At 71.5% G+C, this 16,925-nt stretch carries 14 protein-coding genes; 5 read left to right on the top strand and 9 right to left on the bottom strand.

The genetic code is table 11. From position 1 onward, the window contains the following. Positions 1-53 precede the first annotated feature (53 nt). On the top strand, positions 54-560 hold the full coding sequence (locus tag FOF48_RS03975; RefSeq protein WP_143898772.1) for a DUF1993 family protein: 507 nt from the start codon (positions 54-56) through the stop codon (positions 558-560). Here the strand turns inward: FOF48_RS03975 and FOF48_RS03970 are convergent. Both FOF48_RS03970 and FOF48_RS03965 read right to left on the bottom strand, forming a co-directional pair. Next, complete coding sequence (locus tag FOF48_RS03970; RefSeq protein WP_255441856.1) at positions 541-2,478, bottom strand: 2,3-oxidosqualene cyclase; 1,938 nt, start codon at positions 2,476-2,478, stop codon at positions 541-543. The two genes, FOF48_RS03975 and FOF48_RS03970, sit on opposite strands and share 20 nt — an antisense overlap. Continuing rightward, positions 2,469-3,512 carry a squalene/phytoene synthase family protein gene (locus FOF48_RS03965; protein WP_143898771.1) on the bottom strand — a complete coding sequence of 348 codons (1,044 nt, stop codon included), beginning with the start codon at positions 3,510-3,512 and terminating at the stop codon, positions 2,469-2,471. The genes FOF48_RS03970 and FOF48_RS03965 overlap by 10 nt, the downstream gene beginning before the upstream one ends. A 91-nt stretch (positions 3,513-3,603) precedes the next feature. On the opposite strand from FOF48_RS03965, the gene FOF48_RS03960 reads away from it, so the two are divergent. Continuing rightward, the gene (locus FOF48_RS03960) at positions 3,604-5,013 is read left to right on the top strand and encodes an NAD(P)/FAD-dependent oxidoreductase (RefSeq protein WP_143898770.1); all 1,410 of its coding nucleotides are present in this window, start codon (positions 3,604-3,606) and stop codon (positions 5,011-5,013) included. Here FOF48_RS03960 and FOF48_RS03955 read toward each other — a convergent pair. From FOF48_RS03955 to FOF48_RS03945, 3 genes are read right to left on the bottom strand one after another with little or no spacing between them, the layout of a single operon-like run. Next, positions 4,953-6,152 (bottom strand): glycosyltransferase family 2 protein, encoded by a 1,200-nt coding sequence (locus tag FOF48_RS03955; protein ID WP_143898769.1) that lies wholly within the window; start codon positions 6,150-6,152, stop codon positions 4,953-4,955. The genes FOF48_RS03960 and FOF48_RS03955 overlap by 61 nt on opposite strands. Continuing rightward, positions 6,149-8,407 carry an MMPL family transporter gene (locus tag FOF48_RS03950; RefSeq protein WP_143898768.1) on the bottom strand — a complete coding sequence of 753 codons (2,259 nt, stop codon included), beginning with the start codon at positions 8,405-8,407 and terminating at the stop codon, positions 6,149-6,151. The genes FOF48_RS03955 and FOF48_RS03950 overlap by 4 nt, the downstream gene beginning before the upstream one ends. Further along, complete coding sequence (locus FOF48_RS03945; RefSeq protein WP_143899106.1) at positions 8,404-9,711, bottom strand: hydroxymethylglutaryl-CoA reductase, degradative; 1,308 nt, start codon at positions 9,709-9,711, stop codon at positions 8,404-8,406. The genes FOF48_RS03950 and FOF48_RS03945 overlap by 4 nt, the downstream gene beginning before the upstream one ends. A 365-nt stretch (positions 9,712-10,076) precedes the next feature. Here FOF48_RS03945 and FOF48_RS03940 point away from each other — a divergent pair, with 365 nt between their 5' ends. After that, complete coding sequence (locus FOF48_RS03940; RefSeq protein WP_370456544.1) at positions 10,077-10,469, top strand: VOC family protein; 393 nt, start codon at positions 10,077-10,079, stop codon at positions 10,467-10,469. A 192-nt stretch (positions 10,470-10,661) separates the two neighbouring features. Here FOF48_RS03940 and FOF48_RS03935 read toward each other — a convergent pair whose 3' ends face one another. Both FOF48_RS03935 and FOF48_RS03930 read right to left on the bottom strand, forming a co-directional pair. Then, positions 10,662-11,138, bottom strand: a complete 477-nt coding sequence (locus tag FOF48_RS03935) for an SMI1/KNR4 family protein (protein ID WP_143899104.1) — start codon at positions 11,136-11,138, stop codon at positions 10,662-10,664. Positions 11,139-11,151: 13 nt separating this feature from the next. After that, entirely contained in the window at positions 11,152-11,592 is a 441-nt protein-coding gene (locus tag FOF48_RS03930) for a hypothetical protein (RefSeq protein ID WP_255441855.1), read from the bottom strand. Positions 11,593-12,127: 535 nt separating this feature from the next. Between FOF48_RS03930 and FOF48_RS03925 the strand changes: the two genes are divergently transcribed. Further along, complete coding sequence (locus FOF48_RS03925; RefSeq protein WP_143898766.1) at positions 12,128-12,544, top strand: EamA family transporter; 417 nt, start codon at positions 12,128-12,130, stop codon at positions 12,542-12,544. A gap of 7 nt (positions 12,545-12,551) precedes the next feature. Here FOF48_RS03925 and FOF48_RS03920 read toward each other — a convergent pair whose 3' ends face one another. Both FOF48_RS03920 and FOF48_RS03915 read right to left on the bottom strand, forming a co-directional pair. Further along, a complete protein-coding gene (locus FOF48_RS03920) occupies positions 12,552-13,997 on the bottom strand; it encodes an HTTM domain-containing protein (protein ID WP_143898765.1) in 1,446 nt (481 codons plus the stop codon). Beyond that, a complete protein-coding gene (locus FOF48_RS03915) occupies positions 13,990-15,210 on the bottom strand; it encodes an imelysin family protein (RefSeq protein ID WP_143898764.1) in 1,221 nt (406 codons plus the stop codon). Before FOF48_RS03915 ends, FOF48_RS03920 begins: the two co-directional genes overlap by 8 nt. 181 nt (positions 15,211-15,391) lie before the next feature. Between FOF48_RS03915 and FOF48_RS03910 the strand changes: the two genes are divergently transcribed. Then, positions 15,392-16,918: a hypothetical protein gene (locus FOF48_RS03910; protein ID WP_143898763.1), complete on the top strand. Its 1,527-nt coding sequence runs from the start codon at positions 15,392-15,394 to the stop codon at positions 16,916-16,918. The last annotated feature ends 7 nt before the right edge of the window (positions 16,919-16,925 follow it).

The raw sequence follows: 16,925 nt of genomic DNA, 5'->3' as shown, positions 1-16,925 counted from the left end.
AACCCCGAGAGATCAGGTGGTGCGGAAAGAGCCCCACGGTTAGCTTGCGCGCCATGTACTTCGAGACCTTTTCCCAGATGAAGAAGCAGCTCGGGCAGATGGAGAAGTGGCTGGAGACGGCGGCGACCTTCGCCAAGTCGAAGCCCTTCGACCCGAACATCTACAGCGGGTTCCGGCTGGCGCCGGACCAGCTCCCGTTCGCGCGGCAGGTGCAGATCGCCTGTGACTCCGCGAAGCTCGGAGCGTCACGACTGACAGGCAAGGCCGCCCCGTCCCACCCCGACACGGAGCAGACGCTGGAGGAGCTTGGCGCCCGCATCCGCTCGGTGGTGGCCTATCTGGATGGGTTCACCGCCAAGGACTTCGAGGGCGCGGGGGAGCGCGTCGTCACCCAGCCTCGTTGGGAGGGCAAGGTGATGAGCGGCGCGGACTACTTCCTCCAGCACGCGCTGCCGAACTTCTACTTCCACGTCACCCACGTGTACGCGATCCTCCGTCACAACGGCGTCAACCTGGGCAAGGCGGACTATCTGGGGTCGCTCAACCTCCGCTCGCCTTGAGGCTGGAGGCCGGGCGCTCCGCGAGCGCGAGCGCCCACAGCGGGAAGATGCGCAGGTAGGCGTCGTAGTGGATGGCGCAGGTGCGGCTGAACACGCCGGCCAGGGGCTCCTGGGGCCACTGGCCTCCGGGCCCCTGTCGCTCGCGCAGCCACGCCACACCCCGGCGGGCGGACTGGGAGTCCGCGTCGCCCGTGGCCACGAGCGACAACACCGCCCAGGACGTCGTCACCGCGTGCCCCGCGCGCCCCTCCACCCAGCGGCGCTCACGGCAGCTCTGGATGGTCTCGCTCCAGGAGCCGTCGTCGCGCTGGTGGGCCTTCAGGAACGTGGCCGCACGGCGCAGCGCGGGGTCGTCCTTCGCGGCGCCCGCGGCCACCAGCCCGTTGACCCCGAACCACGTACCGTAGCTGAAGCACACGCCCCAGGAGCCCTCCCAGCCTCCCTCCGGGCGCTGCTGGCGGCGCAGGAAGTCCGCGCCTCGCGCGATGGCCCGCCCCACCGGCGCCTCCGGTCGTGCCCTCCGCCACGCCGCCAGCGCCTGCACGCACGCCGACGTGCACTCCACATAGCTGGTGTCCACCATGATGCCGGCGAACACGTCCGACGGGTTGAACCGCTCCAACCAGCGCGGGCCCCGCTGCCGCTCGTAGGTGGCCCAGCCGCCATCGCGGTTCTGGAGCGACAGGATGAACGCCACCGCCTGCGCCAGCCGCTCGCGCGACACGCGGTTGAGCCCGAGCGGCTCCAGCAACAGACACGCCTTCACCGCCTCCGCCGTGCAGTCGCTGATGGGCCAGCCGTGGGCACGCGTGCTGAAAGGCCAGCCGCCCCGGCTCGGATGCCGGTGGAAGCGCGCGGCGCGCGGTGAGTCCTCGAGCACCTGCTCCGCCTCCAGGAAGCGCCCTGCCCGCTCCAGCGTGTCACGCGTCCCCGCGTCCGGTCCGGCGGCCACCAGGGACTGCACCGCGAACGCGGTGTCCCAGAGCTGCGAGGAGTTGTAGCCGTTGAAGGTGATGCCCCCGCCAGACTCTTGGAGGTAGTCCGGCAGGCGCTCCAGGTGGGCGCGCACCTCCGGGCCTCCCGGCCGCGCCAGGTGCCACACCACCGTGTCGAGCACCTTGTTGATGGGCCCGATGCAGAGGTGGTGCGTGGCCTCGTCCTCTCCTCGAATCAGCGCCAGGGATTCATCCAGCGCGCGGGCCCGCAGCCGCTTCGAGTGGATCCGCTCATACCCCCCCAGCACGCGGTGCGCCGCGCGCAGCAACGGCCCGTGGGGACTGTAGGCGTCGGACGGGGCCACCCGGCCGCGCGCGCGCTTCCAGTCCACGTCCGCGTACGGCTGGGGATACAGCTCACGCCGCAGCTCGGCCAGCAGGGGCGTCTCCGGCGCGCGGGCCCGGCGGCCATAGAGCCAGCCCATGGGCAGGTACACCATGCGGCAATGGCACCACAGCCGCGAGGGGTGGAACGGCAGCGCTCGCGGCAACAGCCACAGCTCGGGAGGCACGGGGGCCAGCCCGTCGTATTCGTAGAGCCCCAGCAGGGCGAGGATGAACTTCCCCCAGGACGCGCTGGCCAGCGGCCCTCCCCTGGGGAGGAACCACTCCCGCGCACGGACGAGCCCCGGGTCCGCGGGGCCAACGCCCATCAACCGCAGCGCGACGTAATCCAGCACCGTCGTGAAGACGAGGCTGGGCGACTCCACGTCCAGTCCCCATCCGCCATCCGCGTTCTGGTGGGCGCGCAGGTAGGCGATCATCCCCTCCCGGGTGCGCGCGTCCGGGGTCTGGCCCATCACATACAGCCCGGCCACGTACACCGCGCCCAGGAAGAGCGGGCCGCTGTAGTCCCCCTTCCAGGAGCCATCCGCCTCCTGGGTCCGGGCCAGCGTGGCGCGGGCCCGCCGCATCACCGCCATTCCGCCACCCCCGCTTGCGCCCGCGAGCACTCGGCGTAGAGCGCCCGCAGCGCGTCGTCGGACGCCACCCGCTCCTGCGTGAGCTGCATCAGCATCCCCACCGCCTCGCGGCTCATCTTCACGGGGGTGGGGTCGAACACGGCGGGGTTGCCCTCCAGCGTGTTGAGCGTCATCACCGCGAAGAACAGGGGGTAGAGACAGAACAGCCGCAGGCCGGGTTCGTCGGCGGGCAGGGCCAGCGTGTATTCGAGCGCCGCGTCCAGCTCCCGCCGCGCCACCGCCACCAGCTCCTCCATCAGCGCCACCGCCCGCGCTCGGCTGCCGGGCAGCGCGAGCGTGGCTGGCGTCAGCCCATGCGCGGACATCCGGTCCCTGGGCAGCCAGCAGCTGCCCCGGTCCAGGTCCTCGCGCACGTCCTTCAGGATGTTGGTGAGCTGCAGGGCCCGGCCAAAGGCAAGCGCCCGCGGCGCGAGCCGCTCCTGCCGGGGGGCGACGCTCGAGGAGCCGGCGATGAAGAGCCCGGTCAGCATCTCGCCCACGACGCCCGCCACGTAATAGCAATACATGAACGTCGCCTGGAGGTCGGGCAGGCCCATGACCTGACTGTCGCCCCCGTACAGCCGTTGCATCTGTCTCATCCCACCGGTCATCGTGCGAACGCACCGCGCGATATGCGGGTGGACCCAGGAGGGGAGCGCCGCCAGGGTCTCCAGCACCGTGAGCGTGCGTGCGACGAGCTCGGCTTCCGCTTCGGGGACCTCCGGCCTCAGCGCGAGGCCCGCCCGCCTCGCGAAGGAGCTGGCGCGGGACTCCCAGTCCGGCCCCAGGCACACGAGCTCTCCCAGCTCGTCGAGCAGGGGCCCCTGGAGTGCCCCCGGGGCCTCGTCCTCCAGCGTGTCCGCGATGCGGCACAGCAGGTAGGCCACCGTCACCGCCAGGTCCAGCGGCCCGGGCAGCAAGGGGATGTTGAGCGCGAACGTCCGGGATACCCGGGGCAGCTGCGTGCGACAGAACGACTCTCCCGGCAACCTCATGCCTGCCTCCTCTGCGTGCGGCACGGCGACTCAATGGCTAACTCGTCCATGACAGGACAGACCAGGTGTCTTCAGACCGAGTGGGGGCCGTGTGTTGGACGTCGACGTCGTGATTGCCGGTGGTGGGCCCGCGGGGTGCTCGGTGGCGGCGGCGCTCCACGAGCTGGGCTTGTCCGTCATGCTGCTGGACGCGGGCGTGGACCGGCACAAACAGCTCGCGGGCGAGCTGCTTCACCCTCCCGGGGTGCGGGACCTGCGCGCGCTGGGCTTCGGGGACGTCGTGGATGCCTGGACGGCCCAGCCGGTGCGCGGCTTCGCGGTGCGCTTCCATGCCCCCGCGCGCACGCTCCTGCTGCCCTACGGGAACGGGGTCACGGGCCTGTCGCTCGAGCATGCGGCCCTCACCGTTCCCCTCCTGGAGTCGGTGGCCCGGAGGCCCGGCGTCACCGTGCGCACCCGGGCCCGCGTGACGGCCGTGGAGCACAACGACACGCACGGCGTGCGGGTGCGCTTCTCCCATGAAGGGGCCGAGCACACCCTGAGCGCCCGGCTGCTCGTGGCCGCGGACGGACGCGCGTCGCCCGTGCGGCGGATGCTGGGCATCGCCGAACACCTCACGCGCATCTCCACCATGCTGGGCGTCACCGTGGACAGCGCCTGCCTGCCCTACCCCGACCACGGACACCAGTTCGTGGGCGGCCCCGTGCACGCGCTGGCCTACGCCATCCAACCTGGCGTGGCGCGGGTGATGGTGGATCTCCCCCTGGGCAGCACGGCCCAGATGTTGAGGGCCCATCCGGAATACCTGCTCGCGCTGCCCGCCCGGTTGAGGGATGAGGTCCGGCAGGCGCTGGAGCAGCAGCCCACGCCGCGCATGGCCTCCAACGACGACCGGCTGTCGGAGACCGTCTGGATGGGGAGCGCCGTGCTGGTGGGCGACGCCGCCGCGTGCTGCCATCCGCTCACCGCGAGCGGCATGGCGTCGTGCTTCCACGACGCCCGCGCATTGCAGGAGGCCCTGTACCACCACCGGGGGAACATCCCCCGGGCGCTCGAACACTACGCGCACGAGCGGCGGCCGGCGCAGCGCACCCGCGTCGCGCTCGCCTCCGCGCTCTACAGCGCCTTCGCGGGGCAGGACGACGGCATGCGGGCGCTGCGCCTGGGCCTCTTGCACTACTGGCAGTTCAGCCCCCGCGGCGCGCGCGCCTCCATGGCCCTGCTCTCCTCCGAGGAGCCCCGCATGCGGGTGATGGCCCGCGAGTACCTGAGCGTCGTGGGCCACGCCTTCGCGGCGATGCTCTCGCCGAGCGGACCGGGCGGGAACCTGCGGTCCGCCGCGCCGCTGCTGCGCTCGGCCGGACCGCCGCTCCGGAGCACCGTGGCGAGCGCGGTGGAGCAGATGGGGAGTTGGCTGCATCGTCGCGTCCGCCGTCCCGTCTACACGCTGGCCCGGGCGGGCTGGGCCTCCCCCAGGCGAGCCTTCGCATCCAACCGGTAGCCGCGGCCGCGCCAGTCCACGTCGCGAGACAGCCGCGTGGACAGCGCCACGCCCGCGCCCAGCAGCGGCAGCACCGCCGGGACCCAGAAGTGCCGGGGCGCGACGCGGGGCCCGTGGCAGGCGCGCTGCAACCGCAGCTGGCTCCACACGGAGAAGCCAATCGGCAGGGCCGCCAGGGCCGCGGGCCCCCAGGCCCTTCGCGACGCCGCCGTCACCAGGCCGCCCCACGACAGCCAGCCCACCAGCCCCCGCACCCAGTTGGGCCGCGCGAAGGCCCAGGGCAGCCCCGCCTCCGAGAAGAGGATCCACCGCCGGAAGATGCGCAGGAAGGCGCGCAGCTCCAGGTTCCCCGTGACGATGCGCAGGGGCGCGTGGATGACGCGGTTCTTCCACCCGGCCTCGTGCAGCCGGCGCCCCAGGTACATGTCATCCACGAACTGCCCGGCGGCGCAGCCCACGCCCCCGATGGCCGCGAGCGCTTCGCGGCGGAAGACCATCAGCTGCCCCATGATGAAGGGCAGCGCGCCATCCGGCCCCGCCGTGCGCGCCACCGACGCGCCGTACCACGCGTTCACCAGCAGCCCGTAGCCCACGTCGCCCGCGAGGGGCGTGTCCGCCGCCGCGTACACCGGCGCGAACGTGGCGCCCGTGCGCGCGTCCTCCAGCAGGGCCCCCACCAGCGCCGTCAGGCCGCCGGGTTCGGGGCGCGTATCCGAGTCGCTGAAGGCCAGCAGGTCTCCCCGGGCCCGGGCCACCCCCACCTGCATGGCGTTGAGCTTGCCCGTCATCCCCTCCGGGGGCTCGCCCGCCACGATGAGCGCCACCCGCTTCGCGCGCGTCGGGTGCGAGCCCACCTCCTCCCGCGTGGGAGCGAACGCCGGGTCGTCCTCGCTGTCGAAGATGAAGAGCACCTCCCACTCGCCGGGGTAGTCCAGGTCGAGCAGCGCGCGCACGTTGGCGCGCGCCTCCACGTCCAGGCCTCGGATGGGGCGGATGACCGTCACCGACGGCGGGTCGAACCGCTTCCCGGAAGGCGCCGGGCGCCGCCGGACGCCCGCCATCAGCCCCAGGTGCCCGTGCATCAACAGACCGAGCGCCGCCGCCCCCGCCGCCGCCCATCCCAGGTCCCGCGCGTTCATGGCCTCACCTCCGTCCCCTCCGCCCGCACGTGCGGACGCCCGCGATGACCGGGCCCCCACCAGTTCAGGTCCCCCATCAGGCGCATCATCGCGGGGACGATGAGCACGCGGACCAGCGTCGCATCCAGCGCGACCGCGATGGCCATGCCCACTCCCATCGCCTTCACCACCACCACCGACGCCAGCGAGAAGGCCGCGAACACGGCCACCATGATGGCCGCCGCGCTGGTGATGAGCCCGCCGGTCCGCTCCAGCCCCTCGGCCACGGCGTGGGTGTTGTCCCCCGTGCGCAGCCACTCCTCGCGGATCCGGCTGAGCAGCAGCACCTCGTAGTCCATGGACAGGCCGAACAGGGCGCAGAAGAGCAGGATGGGCAGCGACGGTTCGATGGGGCCGGGCTCGAAGCGCAGCAGCCGGTGCAGGTGTCCCTCCTGGAAGATCCACACCAGCGCCCCGAACGACCCGGCCAGCGACAGCACGTTCATCAGGAGCGCCTTCAGCGGCAGCACCACCGAGCGCAGCAGCACGAAGAGGACCAGGCACGTCATCCCCATCACGAACCCCACCGCCGCGGGCGTGTGGTGGCGCACGAAGGCCCCGGCGTCCACGTCCGTGGCCGTCTGGCCCCCCACCACCCAACGACCATCGCCCACGACGCGGTTCTCGCGCAGCGTCCGGACCAGGTCCCGCGCCTCGCGGCTGCTGGGCGGCGCGGACGTCAGCACCTGCATCACCGCCACGCTCCCGGTGAGGTACGCGGCCCGGGAGGCGGCCAGCTCCGGTGGCATCGCCTGGGGAGGCGCCGCCGCGAGCCGCTGCACCGTCGCGCGATCCATCCCGGGCACCAGGTCCACCGCGCTCTCCACGCCCAGCACGCCGGGCAGGGCCGCGATGCGGCGGCTGGCATCGAAGAGGGCTCCGGCGCGCTCCGGCGTCAGGGGGTTCCCCGACGGAAACTCCACCGCCACCAGTACACGCGTGGCGGCCTCACGCGGGAACAGGCGGGCCAGCCGCTCCGCGCCCTGGCGCGCCGGCGTGTCCTCGGGCAGCGCCGTGATGTCCGTGGCCGCCAGCTCCAGCCGCCGGAACGGCAGCCCCATGGCCAGCAGGAGCGCGAGCGTGGGCAACAGCACCCACCAGGGATGCCGCATCACCCAGGTGGCCAGCGCATGCCAGAGGCCGCCGCGCCCCGCTCCGCGTGTGAACGGCAGCCTCCCCCGGTCCACCCTCGGCCCCAGCCACGAGAGCAGCGCGGGCAACACCGTGAGCGCGAAGAGCACGGCGAAGGCCACCACCAGCGCGCCCCCCAGCCCCATGGCGCTCAGGTAGGAGCCGCGAAAGAAGAGCAGCCCGCCCAGCCCCACGGCGACGGCCAGCCCGGAGAACGCCACCGCCCTCCCGGCGGTGTCCAGCGTGCGCATCAAGGCCCGCTCCGTCGTGAGTCCCGCGGCGAGCTCCGCGCGGAAGCGGCTCACGATGAAGAGCGAGTAGTCGATGGCCACGCCCAACCCGATGAGCGACACCACGTTGAGCGTGTACTGGGCCATGTTGGTGTACCGCGACAGCAGCAGCACGCCCGCCACGCCGCAGAGCACCGCCAGCCCGCCCACCACCAGCGGCAGCACGGCCGCCACCACCGTCCGGAACACCCACAGCAGCACCACCAGCGCCAGCGGGAACGAGAGCAGCTCCGCGCGCAGCAGGTCGTGCTCCAGCAGCTGGTTCAGCGCGTCCAGGAAGGCCACCTTGCCGGTGAGCGTCGTCTGGAAGCGGGGATCCTCCAGCGCCTCCCGCACGGCGGGGAACGCGGCGGTCGCCTCGCGCTCACCGCCCTTGAGCCGCACCAGCGCCAGCAGGTCATGCCCCGTCTTCGCCACGAAGCGGGCGCGGATGGCCGGCGGCGCGTCCACGGGCGACACCACCGATTCGACCTCCGGCAGCCGCCCCACGCGCGCCAGCACCTGCGTCACCGCCTGGGTGAAGCGCGGGTCCTCCGCCGTCCAGTCGTCGCGGTGGAAGATGACGGCCAGGGTCTGGTCGTTCGACCCCGCGGCGGCGCCCCGGGCCAGCGACTCGGCCCGCGCGGCCTCGATGCCGTCGATGGTCCCCGTGGTGAGCGCCCCTCCCTGGAGCAGCAGCCAGAGCGCCGCGGCCAGGAGCGCGAGGGTGCCCGCCAGCACCCGGCCCCGGTGCCGGTGCACACCCGAGGCCCACCGGGTGAATACGGAGGGCGCGTCCCCCGCCGGCTCGTTCATGGCGCGGGAGCCTCCTGGAGGGAGGCGAGGATCTCCCGCGCGGTCTCCACCTTGACGCTGCCGCGCTCCACGAGCAGCACCGCCACCTTCTCCACGTCCATGCCGCGCGCGCCCGCGGTGACCGCGACACACCGCGCGTGCAGCGCCATGTGGCCCTTCTGGATGCCCACCGACCCCAGGGCGCGCACCGCCGCGAAGTTCTGCGCCAGCCCCACCGCCGCGAACACCATGGCCAGCTCGCGCACGGAGCCGACGCGAAGCAGCTTGAGGCCCAGTTGGGCGCCGGGGTGCACCTGGATGGGCCCGCCCACCATGCCCAGCGCCAGCGGCAGTTCGATGCGCCCCACCAGGTGGCCCTGCTCCAGCGTCCAGCGCGACAGCGGACCGTAGCGGCCCTTGCGGCACGCATAGGCGTGCGCGCCGGCCTCGATGGCCCGCCAGTCCTGGCCGGTGGCGATGGCCACCGCGTCGATGCCGTTCATCACGCCCTTGTTGTGCGTGGCGGCGCGGTAGGGGTCGGCCTCCGCGAAGCGGCTCGCCTGGAGGATGCCCTCCGCGATGTCCTCGCCCGGCAGGTCGAAGTCCGCCAGCGCCTCCACGGGGATGCGGCAGGAGGCGCGCGCCAGCCGCTGGTCGGCCAGATTGGAGAGGATGCGCACGAAGACGCGGCCTCCGGTGAGCTGCTCGATGAGCGGCGCCACGCCCTCCGCCATGGTGTTGATGAGGTTGGCGCCCATGGCCTCCCGCGTGTCGACCACGAGGTGCACGATGAAGAGCGGTTCACCCTGCGGGCCCTCGGGCGCGGGCAGGATGCGCACCTGCACGTCGCGCGCGCCGCCGCCCCGCCGCTGGAGCGCCGGGTGGAAGCTGTTGGCCAGGGCGAGCAGCTGCTCCCGGGCCGCCAGCAGGCGCTCCCGGGCGACCTCCGGTACGCCGTAGCGGGTGAGCTGCACCTGACCAATCATCAGGGAGGGGTCCGCGTCCGCGGTGAAGCCGCCCGCCTCGCGCACCACCTTCGCCGCGAACGACACCGCGGCCACCACCGACGGCTCCTCCACCGCCATGGGCACCAGGTGATCACACCCGTTGACGGTGAGGTTCAATCCCAGACCCAGCGGCAGGGCGAACACCCCCACCGCGTTCTCGATCATCTGGTTGACGATGTCGAAGGAGGGCGTGCCCAAGGCCCGCAGCACCCGCAGGTCCTCCGGTGAGACGTCGCCTCGCCGCGCCAGTTCCCGCCACCGCGAATCCATGTCGCGACGGTGAAACCCCGGCAGGCGCGACGACGGTCTGTCCGGAATGAGCTCCGGCAATCCCTCGTCCCCCAATCCCGACATTGATGCCCCCCCGCGATGGATCCATTCCGCCCCAGGGAACTGGTGACGGACGAGGGCATTGGACAGGGGGCGGCGCGACTTTCATCCCTTGGGGCGGTCCAGGACCGGACGACAGGGCCCGCGATGTGGACCGACAGGCGTTCGCGCGGCATGCCTGCCCCTCCCTCCAGGATGGCGCGACCGTCGTGGATCCGCCCGGGCCCACCCGCGCGAGTGGCTTCACGCTGGAGTCACCCGCGGACGTGGATGAGGTGATTGTCCGGCCGACCGTTGGGACAGGGACACAGGCGGCGTGAGCGGACTGGAGCGGCCAGCCCGCGTGGAGTGGGATGGCCTCAATGATCGACCACACGGGCATCGGGGTGGCGGACATGGCCCGCTCCGCCGCCTTCTACGACGCGGCGCTGGGCGCGCTCGGCCTCCACCGGGTCATGCAGCTTCCAGAGGGCGAGGGCAGCGACGGCATTGGTTACGGCCGCGCCCATCCCGTCTTCTGGATTGATCGCTTCCATCCTCCTGGTGTGAAGCAGCACACGGCCTTCGCGGCAGGAAGCCGCGCCCAGGTCGACGCCTTCCACGCGGCGGGCCTCCGAGCGGGCGGCACGGACAACGGTCCGCCGGGACTTCGCGACCCCGCCACGGGTTATCCGCCCGGGTATTACGCCGCGTTCGTCCTGGATCCGGACGGCAACAACATGGAAGCCGTCTTCCGCGAGCGCTGAAAGCCGAGCAGTTTGAAGGCTGGAGGGAGTGTTACTGGCAGGGGGCGCGATGTCGGGTTGCTTCGCGGCTGATGGATGAAAGCCGAGAGCAGTTGGCCGAAGCGAATCCGGAGTGTGCGTGCGCGGTGGCACCGCCGCCCGTGCCGCAGGCGGCACCGCGTCAGCAGGACAGCAAGGCGCCGCGCCTTGGCCTCACTGCCCCTCTTCTTCGATGGATTTCAGCCAGTATGACCTCCCAGCGGCCGCCAGCGCGCCCGCCAGGAACTCCGCGAACGAGTGGGCGATGACCGGGCAGTAGTACGGGTCCGGAAATCCCTCGCGATATCCATCGCGGAGGGGATAGCGCCCATCGAACTGTTGCCCCACGTCCAGGAGCACGTAGTTGCTGTCCTGGAGCTGGCACACCGCGTACCAGGACGCGGGGCCCGCCGCGTCAGTGTCGGCTTGGGACATGACCACCCGAGCGCGACGCACCTCTGCGAGTGGCAGGATCTGGTAGGGCGCGTTGGAGCCGCGGAACAGCTTCGCTCCATCGAAACGCGAGTAGAAAGCACGCAGGTCCGGGTCCAGGCGCCATCCCATGCGATGCTCGAACGCCTCGACCGCCGCGGCCGTCGCGGGCGGGTGCGGATAGTGCTGGGCCGCCACGACGTTCAGGAGTTCGGTCATCGTCGGCATGTGGCTACTCTCCGTAGGGGTAGCTGCCCCCGACGATCGTCCACGGGGGCTGTCCCGCGTAGCACTGGTTGTAGACCTGATTCAGGCCGGAATGCAGTTCGGACGGATAGGGGATGATGTTGTCCCAGTCGGTCGGGTTACCGCCGTGCTTGAGGTCGCGGATGTGGTGGGCCGGATAGTTGTTCCCGCTGGCGTCGGTGGGCCACTGGCCGAACTTCTCTGCCCAGCGCTCGCGGAAGCCATCGCGGATGGACTCCCAGCGTCCCCGCGCCGTTGCGTTCTGGCTGACGCTCAGGGCCGGATAGTTACAGCAGCAGTTGGTGATGCCGAACCTGGAGCCCGCACGGACCACGTCGCCGTCGAAGTCCATCTTCACGTCCGCGAGCCAGACGCATCCCTGGAGCGCGAATCCATCCCCGGTGCACTTATCGCGGCAGTAGTTCATGAGCTGCTGACTGCACTGCCACGGGCCGTAGAAGATGTTTGTCCTGAATTGCCCGCCACCTGGGACCGTGACCTGAGGGCCCACCCATCTGCGGACGCCGCTCGCCGTGGACATGGCGCCTTCGGCGCATGCAGACAGGGACAGCGCTCCAGCCAGATGGACAGCGAGGCGGAGCCGCCAACGCGCGGCAATCGTGGTTGTCATGCTGCGCACGGTACCGAACGGCACCGACGCGCTCGCTGCGCTGCCCCCAGGGCTCGGCAGGGATGCGTTCAGGCACGCTCTGGCCACGGAGTAGGTGTTGGAAGGCGGGCCGCACGGTGGAGGACGTGATGGGCGTGCGGGCGGCACGGACAACGGTCCGCCGGGACTTCGCGACCCCGCCACGGGTTATCCGCCCGGGTATTACGCCGCGTTCGTCCTGGATCCGGACGGGAACAACATGGAAGCCGTCTTCCGCGAGCGCTGAAAGCCGCGAGAATGACGGGCACGGCGGAGCCGTCACTGGAGTCGGGCCCGCGCCCAGGAGTCACACATGACGTGGTGGATCTACGCCCTGGCCTCCGCGGGTTTCGCCGCGCTGACGGCCATTCTCGGCAAGGTGGGCGTGGAGGGAGTGCCCTCGACGCTCGCCACCGCCCTGCGCACCGTGGTGGTGCTCGCCTTCGCCTGGACCATCGCGTTGGCCCGGGGCGAGGGGGCGGCGCTCCCCACCCTCAGCCGGCGCACCCTCCTCTTCCTCGCGCTCTCCGGCGTGGCCACGGGCCTGTCGTGGCTCGCCTACTTCCGCGCGCTCCAGCTCGCGCCCGCCTCGCGGGTGGCCCCCATCGACAAGCTCAGCCTGGCGCTCACGCTCGTGCTGGCGTGGGGCCTGCTAGGCGAGCCCATGTCGTGGAAGCTCGTCGTGGGCGTCGGGCTGATGGTCTGCGGTGCCCTGCTGACCCTGGGCTGACGGGACGTCAGGCGCCAGGGCTCCGCGCCTGCGCGGCGCGCGTGGGACGCAGGTGCACCGGCGGCCCCTCCGGCGCGGGGAGGATCCACGCCTTGGGTCCCAGGCCGTCCTCCTCCTTCGACAGATCCACCGTGGGGTCCACCAGCCGCTCCGACATCCGGCCGTTCAGGGACACGCGGACGTCGGCCCGCACCTCCACGGGGTGGTGCGTGGTCGCCTCGAAGTCCCGGGCGATGCGGTGGGCCAGTTGCAGGATGAGGTCCGGCTGCACCGCCATCTCCCGCTCCTGAAGCCGCGTGAGGTACTGGCTGGGCGGCACGTGCCACTCGCGGCCGGTGACGCTGTCGCGCACCATGAACGTCGCGCTCCCGTTCTTCTCCCGCGTCATCACCCGCCACGAGAAGCGCATCCCCTGCTCGTGCCAGAGCACGTTGCCCCCGTACGCGTGGGTGCGCAGCGGCAGCGCCAACTGGAGGAGCGCGTAGACCGCCGCCGCCCCCAGCGCCAGCTGGCCCTTCCAGCCCGGCGCCACCGCCGCCGTGGGCGGGATTGGGGGAGCGGGGACGGGCCGCCGCCGCACCCGGGCGAGGAGCGCGCGCGGCCACGACGGGTCGAAGAACACCAGCGCCCCCGTCACCATGATGAAGGGGAACATCCCGATGGGGAACAGCACGAACGTCACCGCGTGGAACCCCAGCACCACGACGTACGCGAAGGGCCGCGTGCGGCGCCACAGCAGGAACAGCACGATGGTGCTGTCGAAGAGCATCCCGCCCCAGGCCGCCGCGTAGGCCACCCAGCGCTGCTCCAGCAGGGGCCCCACCCACGGCAGTCCCGTGCGGGCGGCCAGCCAGATGTTGAGCGGCTGCGCGTGCACCAGCCAGTCGTTCGTGACCTTCGCCAGCCCCGCGAACACGTAGACGACGGACACCTGGAAGCGCAGCAGCACCGTGCACCACGCCGGCAGCCAGTCGCTCCGCAGCGCGGGCTTGCGCCACGCGTCCACGGAGAAGGCCCGGTGCGCCGGCACGAAGCACAACAGCGCCAGCAGCAGGCTCACGAGGTAGTAGTGGTTGAGGTAGTTCGTCACGTCCAGCAGCTGCACGTACGCGAACACCGCGAAGAGCAGCACCACCGTGACCCGGTAGAACAGCCCCACCATCAGCAGAACCCCCAGCACGCCCAGCGCCACGAAGAGCGCGGGCATCCAAGGGCCTGGGATGACGGGCACCCAGCCGAACCCCCAATAGGTGAAGCGGAACCGAGGCTGCGCGAACAGCACGCCCACCCAGCCGTAGGCCAGGAAGCGCACCGCCGAAACGGCGATGAGCAGGCCCAGCGCCACCCGGAACGCCGCCAGCGCGGCGATGTCCCGGGGCGCCAGCAACCACGCCCACACCCGCGCCACGGGGCGCGAGGACGTCACGCCCCCGGCGCCAGGCGCGTCAGTCATTGTCTCCCTCGAGGCCCGCGGGCGGCTCCAGGTCCAGCGTGGTGATGAAGTCCGTCTTCAACAGGTCCGTGATGCCCTTGAACTCGGTGTAGACCGCCTGCACGGACGCCTTGTCCTGCGCCAGCGCCTGCCGCAGGTCGTCCTCCTCCACCGCGGCCAGCGCCGCCTCCGCCTCCAACACCTGCTGCCGCAGCCGCGTGGCCACCGCCTCCGCGCCCGCCGCCGCCAGCACGTCGTCGAAGCCGATGCCCGTGTAGTCCGGCCCGCAGCCGTCCACGATGCGCCGGAAGCCCACCAGGTTCAGGTGCAGGTTCTGCTTCGAGCGGCCCGCGAACTGCGACTCCAGCAGCTCCGGACAGGTGTCCGACGCGCAGTCGCGCAGCGCCAGCGGACGCGCCAGCTTCTGGTCCTTGCCCTCGCGCTCCACGTAGAAGAGCGCGTCGCTCATCGCGTTGAGCGCCACCTGCGTCGTCGGGAACACCTTGTTGCCGGAGCCCGCCGTCGCCAGCGTCTTCAAGAAGTCGCCGCTCTCCGGCGCCCACGCATCCACCAGCGCCTGCGCGCGATTGCGCACGTCCGCCGCCACCACCGCCGCGTAGGCCCGCTTGCGCGCCGCCCGCTCCTCCGCGGACAGCGCCGCCCACGTGCCCTGCGCCACGATGGCGGAGTTGGGCCCGCACACCGTCTCCGCGCCCTCGTAGAACAGCAGGTACTCCAGCGCCAGGAACCCGCGCCGCGTCACCAGGCTGGTGGAGAAGCTGGCCGACTCGTAGCCCTTGGAGACGATCTGCTCCTCGATGGAGCACCGGTTGTAGAGCGGGAACGAGTGGATGTTGTCGCGGATCTCCGCGCCACCCGGGCTGCTGCGCGGCGCCGCCGGCCCCACCTGCATCGCCTCCATCGTCTGCCAGACGTCCATCGCCTCATGGAACGCCGTGCGCGCCGCCGCCTGGGCCGCCGCGTCCGGGGCGTCCCGGAGCGCCGCCGTCCTCTGCTCCAACGTCGTGGCCTTGGGCAGGAAGTCCCGCGCCGTCCCCAGGATGCAATCACCCGCCGCCTTCAGCAGGTCGACGCGCACATCCACGCCCTCGGGCGGAGGCGGCACCGGCTTGGGCTTGCCGTCGCTGCACGCCACGCACAGCACCGCGGTGAACGCCAGGGCCCTCACTCCCAGCCAGGAGGGCGCTTCGGGACGGGTTCGAAAGACACTCATGCCCGTCGAAGTATCAGCCAAAGTTGAGACTGACAATCATTCTCGACGCAATGAACAGCACCGTGTGTCAGTCGGCCGATGCCTTGACTTCACCGGACTCGCGGTCTACTCAGGCGCCCCGTCAACGCGTTTGAAAATGAGAATCGTTCTCATTTCAATCGCACCCTACCCGAGGGTTTACATGTCGAATCAGAGGAAGCACCGGAGCTTCAAGAAGCTGCTGCCCAGCATGTTGGTCCTGGGCCTGGCCGTGACCTACCTGGGCGGCTGCGGCGATGACGAAGAGCCCACGCCGACGCCGGACGCGGGCACCCAGACGGATGCCGGCACCGACGCTGGCACCGACGCGGGGACTGACGCTGGCACCGACGCGGGGACCGACGCTGGCACCGTCACGCCGGACACGGACCTGGCGTTCCTGCGGCTGAACGCCAACGGCACGGTGGACAACAGCTTCGGCGCGAACGGCAACGGCATCTCGCGCGTGAACCTGGGCACGGGCGCCGGCACGGTGCGTGACTCCATGTGGGGCATCAGCCGCGACGCGCAGGACCGGCTGGTGGTGTTCGCGACGAAGAAGGCGGAGGGCACGCGCACGGACACCGACCGCGTGGTGGCCCGCCTCACCGCCAACGGCGCGCTGGATGAGACCTTCAACGCGACCCCCGCCGCCAACGCGCGCAAGGGCTTCTACGCGCTGGACATCGGCGGCCTGGGCGACTCCGCGCGCCACGGCTTCGTGCAGGCGGACGGGAAGATCATGTCCGCCGGCTACCTGTCGCAGCCCTCGGGCGTGGGCGCGCAGTCCGCCAACCGCATCGTGCTGCTGCGCCTGGAGAGCACGGGCACGGTGGACAACACGTTCGGCTCCAAGGGCGTGCTGAACTCGGCGCCGTTCGCCACGAATGACCCGACCAAGGAGTGGGGCATCTCCGAGGCCTACGCGGCGGTCCGCCAGTCCACGGGCGCCTACGTCACCACCGGCTATGGCCGCGCGGCGGGCGTGGCGGGCAACACGGTGGACCTCATCTCCTTCCGCTACACGGCGGAGGGGCTGCTCGACACCACCTACGGCACGAACGGCGCGTTCATCCTGGACCTGGCCGGTGACAACGACCGCGGCCGTGACGCGGTGGTGCTGAAGGACAACCGCGTGTTCATGGTGGGCAGCGGGACCCCGACGTCGGGCAACATCGACGCGATGGCGGTGCTGATCACCCCGGACGGCCACCCGGCGGCCGCGGACGGCTTCAACGAGGGCTTCAAGCTCTACTCCTTCGACCGTCCGGACGAGGCCTTCTTCAACGTCGCGAAGGCGGACATCGGCGCCGACGAGTACGTGGCGGCCGCGGGCTACCGCGCGGGTGGCGGACAGGACGACGACGCCATCCTGCTCATCCGCAACATCACGACGGGCGCGGAGTTCGCCGGCGCGGTGCCCTTCTCCGAGACGGAGAACGACCGCTTCTGGGGCGTGACGTTCGGCCCGGACAACAAGGTGTACGCCGCGGGCTTCGTCACCGAAGGGGGTGACAACCGCTTCGCGGTCGCCCGCTTCAACCTGGATGGCACGCGCGACACCACCTTCGGCACCGGCGGCATCGTCACGGTGAACATCATCGCCGGCAAGCTGGACGAGGCCGCGCGCGGCATCACCGTGCAGTCCGACGGGAAGATCGTCGTCGCGGGCGCCGCCGAGGCGCAGTAGACGTCCA

It is taken from the genome of Corallococcus sp. Z5C101001, assembly GCF_007352635.1.
GTDB classification, from domain to species: Bacteria; Myxococcota; Myxococcia; order Myxococcales; family Myxococcaceae; genus Corallococcus; species Corallococcus silvisoli.
This window is presented reverse-complemented; position numbering and strand designations above follow the sequence as displayed.

Bases quoted from the DNA above. Each gene is read 5' to 3' on its own strand.
- FOF48_RS03930 (WP_255441855.1), bottom strand. From the start codon at position 11,592: ATGAACTACTGCCGCGATAAGTGCACCGGGGATGGATTCGCGCTCCAG.
- FOF48_RS03955 (WP_143898769.1), bottom strand. From the start codon at position 6,152: ATGAACGCGCGGGACCTGGGATGGGCGGCGGCGGGGGCGGCGGCGCTC.
- FOF48_RS03975 (WP_143898772.1), top strand. From the start codon at position 54: ATGTACTTCGAGACCTTTTCCCAGATGAAGAAGCAGCTCGGGCAGATG.
- FOF48_RS03915 (WP_143898764.1), bottom strand. From the start codon at position 15,210: ATGAGTGTCTTTCGAACCCGTCCCGAAGCGCCCTCCTGGCTGGGAGTG.
- FOF48_RS03950 (WP_143898768.1), bottom strand. From the start codon at position 8,407: ATGAACGAGCCGGCGGGGGACGCGCCCTCCGTATTCACCCGGTGGGCC.
- FOF48_RS03935 (WP_143899104.1), bottom strand. From the start codon at position 11,138: ATGACCGAACTCCTGAACGTCGTGGCGGCCCAGCACTATCCGCACCCG.
- FOF48_RS03925 (WP_143898766.1), top strand. From the start codon at position 12,128: ATGACGTGGTGGATCTACGCCCTGGCCTCCGCGGGTTTCGCCGCGCTG.
- FOF48_RS03920 (WP_143898765.1), bottom strand. From the start codon at position 13,997: ATGACTGACGCGCCTGGCGCCGGGGGCGTGACGTCCTCGCGCCCCGTG.
- FOF48_RS03970 (WP_255441856.1), bottom strand. From the start codon at position 2,478: ATGGCGGTGATGCGGCGGGCCCGCGCCACGCTGGCCCGGACCCAGGAG.
- FOF48_RS03910 (WP_143898763.1), top strand. From the start codon at position 15,392: ATGTCGAATCAGAGGAAGCACCGGAGCTTCAAGAAGCTGCTGCCCAGC.
- FOF48_RS03965 (WP_143898771.1), bottom strand. From the start codon at position 3,512: ATGAGGTTGCCGGGAGAGTCGTTCTGTCGCACGCAGCTGCCCCGGGTA.
- FOF48_RS03940 (WP_370456544.1), top strand. From the start codon at position 10,077: ATGGCCTCAATGATCGACCACACGGGCATCGGGGTGGCGGACATGGCC.